Source organism: Streptomyces sp. NPDC037401, assembly GCF_055602345.1.
Map to the genome: position 1 here is coordinate 1 of NZ_JBVJWO010000079.1, position 2609 is coordinate 2609.

The following is a 2609-nucleotide window of genomic DNA, read 5'->3' on the forward strand; positions in this document are numbered from 1 at the left end:
CGCCTCGAGACGGTCCTGCGACCCAAGGCCACCGCAGCCGCACTCCTCGACCAGCACACCCGCCACCTCGACCTCGACGCCTTCGTCCTCTTCTCGTCGGTGGTCGGTACGCTCGGCCGGGCCGGGCAGGGGAGCTTCGGTGCGGCCAATGCCCAGCTGGACGCGCTCGCCCAGCAGCGCCACGCACTCGGGCTGCCCGCGACCTCCATCGCCTGGGGCCCGTGGGACGCGGACGGCATGGCGGCCGGCGAGGTGGCCGAGCAGCTGCGCCGGCGCGGGTTCCCGGCCATGGCGCCGGACCTGGCGCTCACCGCACTGAGCCAGGCCGTCGGCCGCGGCGAACCGACCGTCACCATCGCCGACATCGACTGGGACCGCTTCATACCGGCGTACACCGTCGCCCGCCACAGCCCGCTTATCTCCGACCTGCCGGACGTACGCAATCTGCAGGCGGGTGCCGCCGAAGACCGTCCGGGCGACGAGGACAGCTCGAGGCTGGCACAGCAGCTGTCGGACCTCTCCGACGCGGAGGGCGAGCGGCTGCTGCTGAACCTGGTACGGGCCCAGGCCGCGGCCGTGCTCGGGCACGCGTCCGCGGATGCGGTGAACGCCTCGCAGTCCTTCAAGGACATCGGCTTCGACTCGCTGACCTCCGTCGAACTGCGCAACCGGCTCGTCGCCGTCACCGGCCTGAAGCTGCCTCCCACCCTTGTCTTCAACCACCCGACGCCGCTGGCACTGGCCCGCTTCCTGCGCGTCCAGGCAGCAGCCGGGTCCGGTGACACCCGGGCGGAGACCTCCGCCCTGCTCCCGGCCCAGGCCGGTGCCGCGGACCACGACGACCCGATCGCCATCGTGTCCATGGCCTGCCGCTACCCGGGCGGGGTGCGCTCGCCCGAGGACCTGTGGCAGCTGCTCACCGACGGCGGGGACGCGGTCTCCGTCTTCCCCACGGACCGCGGCTGGGACACCGACGCGCTCTACGACCCCGATGCGGAGCGCGCGGGTACGTCGTACGTCCGCGAAGGCGGATTCCTTTACGAGGCTGCCGAGTTCGACGCCGGGTTCTTCGGGATCTCACCCCGGGAGGCTCAGGCCATGGACCCGCAGCAGCGGCTGCTGCTGGAGACCTCCTGGGAGGTGTTCGAGCGGGCGGGGATGGATCCGCGGTCGGTGGCCGGCAGCCAGGCGGGCGTGTACGTCGGTGTGGCGTCCCAGGACGAGTACGGGCCGCGCATGAGTGAGGCCCCCGAGGAGTTCGAGGGGTACCTGCTCACCGGCACCGCGGCGAGCGTGATCTCCGGCCGGGTCGCGTACACCCTGGGCCTGGAGGGCCCGGCAGTCACCATCGACACGGCCTGCTCCTCCTCGCTGGTCGCCCTGCACATGGCCGTACAGGCGCTGCGCAGCGGCGAGTGCCCCCTCGCACTCGCGGGCGGAGTGACCGTCATGGCCTCCCCGGGAACTTTCGTGGAGTTCAGCCGGCAGCGGGGGCTCGCTCCCGACGGCCGCAGCAAGTCCTTCGCGGCGGCCGCGGACGGGACCAGCTGGGGCGAGGGCGCCGGTGTCCTGCTCCTCGAGCGGCTGTCGGACGCCCGGCGCAACGGGCATCCGGTCCTGGGCATCGTGCGCGGTACGGCCGTCAACCAGGACGGCGCCAGCAACGGGCTCACCGCCCCCAACGGCCCTTCCCAGGAACGGGTGATCCGGCAGGCGCTCGCCAAGGCCGGTCTATCCGCCTCGGAGGTCGACGCCGTAGAGGCGCACGGCACCGGTACGAAGCTGGGTGACCCGATCGAGGCGCAGGCACTGATCGCCACGTACGGCCAGGACCGGCCCGCCGAACAGCCGCTGCTACTGGGCTCCTTGAAGTCGAACATCGGACACACGCAGGCGGCAGCGGGTGTCGGCGGAGTCATCAAGATGGTGATGGCGATGCATCACGGCGTGCTGCCGAAGACGCTGCACGTGGACGATCCGACTCCGCACGTGGACTGGTCGGCCGGCGCGGTGTCGCTGCTGCGAGAGGCAGCAGAGTGGCCGGAGACCGGGCGGGCCCGGCGGGCCGGTGTGTCGTCCTTCGGTGTGAGCGGCACCAACGCGCACGCGATCATCGAGCAGGCCGCGGTGGAGGATGCCGAGCGTGGCACGGCCGTCGCCGGCACTCCCGACGCGAACGGATCCGTGTACGGGCCGGTGCCGTGGGTCGTCTCCGGGCACGGCGAGGATGCCGTGCGCGCCCAGGCGGAGCGGCTGCGTTCGTTCGTGGCGGCCCGGCCCGAACTGTCCGCGGCGGACGTGGCGTTCTCGCTCGGCACCTCGCGTGCCGCGCTGGACGACCGGGTCGCCGTGGTCGCGGAGGATCCGTCCGACTTCCTCGACGCGTTGCATGCGATCGCACGGGGCGAGGCCGATGGCCGGGTCGTCGCCGGGTCTGCGGACGGTACGCAGGGCCGCCTGGCGTTCTTGTTCTCCGGTCAGGGGAGTCAGCGGGCGGGGATGGGACGGGAGCTGTACGCGTCGTTCCCGGTCTTCGCCGAAGCGCTGGACGAGGTGTGCACACACTTCGACCGGCTACTGGAACACCCCCTGCGCGAGGTGATGTTCGC

General features: G+C 72.2%; 1 protein-coding gene. It reads left to right on the forward strand.

Features of this window, described 5'->3' with window-relative positions; all coding sequences use genetic code 11:
* The coding region (locus tag ACZ7H1_RS37270) for a type I polyketide synthase (protein ID WP_470792931.1) at nt 1-2609 on the forward strand (2609 nt) is incomplete at both ends.